General features: G+C 70.5%; 1 protein-coding gene. It reads left to right on the top strand.

Features of this window, described 5'->3' with window-relative positions; all coding sequences use genetic code 11:
- Positions 1 to 1,637 (top strand): outer membrane protein assembly factor BamB family protein (locus GRC12_RS44210; protein ID WP_208786059.1); only part of this gene is annotated, 1,637 nt, incomplete at its 5' end.
- Between the last annotated feature and the right edge of the window lie 62 nt (positions 1,638 to 1,699).

The following is a 1,699-nucleotide window of genomic DNA, read 5'->3' on the forward strand; positions in this document are numbered from 1 at the left end:
CCCCCCAGCCACCCCAGCAACAGGGCCCGTACGCCCAGCAGTCGGGCCCCTACGCCCAGCCGGGCCCGTACGCGCAGCCCGGTCCCTACGGACAGCAGCCCGGCCCGTACGGGCAGCCGCAGCAGTCGGGGCCGTACGGACAGCAGCCCGGTTACGGCTACCCGCCGCAGCCCCAGTACCCGGGCGCCCCCGGCACCCCGCCGGGCTCCGGGAACCGCCTCAAGGGCAGGACCGGTGTCGTGATCGCGGCGGCCGTCGCCGCGCTGGCCGTCATCGGCGGCACCGTCTACGCGGTGACCAGCGGCGGCTCGGACGACAAGAAGCCGGTCGCGCACAAGAGCGACGGTCCCGAGCCGTCCGCCTCCGACTCCCCGGTCGACCAGGGCGACGGCACCGGCGACGGCGGCGCCGACCCGGAGAACCTGAACGAGGGCCGTAAGGCCGGTGAGGCGAAGGTCCTCTGGTACAAGTCGGCACCGGACGCGCCCGGCGCGGGCGCCGACGCGCCCGGCATGTGGATCACCGGCAAGGCCGCGGTGAAGGCCGCGTACAAGCAGGTGTTCGCCTTCAAGGTCGGTGACGGCACACCGGCCTGGGGGACCGTCGGCTTCCCGCAGAAGATCTGCGCGGTCACGCCGGAGAAGTCGGCGGACGACAAGATCGTGGTCGCCTACGAGAGCGGTACCAGCGACCGCGCCAAGTGCAACAAGCTCCAGCAGCTGGACCTGAACACCGGCGCCAAGGGCTGGAGCACCACGCTCGCCGACGGCGCGCTGTTCGACAGCACCATCAGCATCAGCATGTCCGTCACCGGCCGGACGGTGATGGTGGGCCGCTCGCAGTCCGGCGTCGCGCTCGACATCGACAGCGGCAAGAAGCTGTTCGACAAGACCAAGTACGGCAGCGCCTGCTTCCCGACCGCCTTCGCGGGCGGCGGCAGGCTGATCTCCGTCGCCTCCTGCGGCGCCGGCGGGTCCGACGAGCACGACGAGATGCAGGAGCTCGACCCGAGGACCGGAAAGGTCCGGTGGACACGGAAGTTCGACAAGGGCTGGACGGTCGCGCGGACGTACTCCGTCGACCCGCTCGTCGTCTACAGCACGAACGAGGACAAGAAGGCGTGGAACATCTCCGCCTTCAACGCGAACGGCACCTTCCGTTCGCAGGTCGGCTTCGACGAGGACTTCGCGCCGCAGTGCGGCTGGGCGATCCTCTCCCGTGATCTGCAGGGCTGCAAGGGTGTCGCCTCCGACGCGACCACGCTGTACCTGCCGACGGAGGCGAGCGGCGGGGCGAACGAGGTCGTCGCGATCAACCTCGCCACCGGCAAGGCGAAGTGGCGGGTGAAGTCCCCGGCGGACGAGTCGATGCTGCCGATGAAGGTCGAGGGCGGCAGGCTCCTCGCGTATGTGCAGCCGTCGTACGACGCGGGCGGCGAGGTCGTGTCGATCCCGACCGCCGGCTCGGACCACGAGCCGGTGAAGCTGCTGCAGAACCCGGCGTCCACGGCCCAGATCGAGAACGGCTTCTTCTCCAAGGACTTCGGCTGGGTCGACGGCCGCTTCTACCTCTCGACCACCCGGCTGACCGGCAACGACGACGCGAAGGAGAAGCTGATGCTCGCCTTCGGCAAGTAGCGCTTCCCCGTCCCGGCCCCTGCCGTCCCCACCGCCGCTCACGAGGTACCCACCCCATGACC

The organism is Streptomyces griseorubiginosus (assembly GCF_017614965.1).
In the GTDB taxonomy this organism is placed as follows: Bacteria; Actinomycetota; Actinomycetes; order Streptomycetales; family Streptomycetaceae; genus Streptomyces; species Streptomyces griseorubiginosus_B.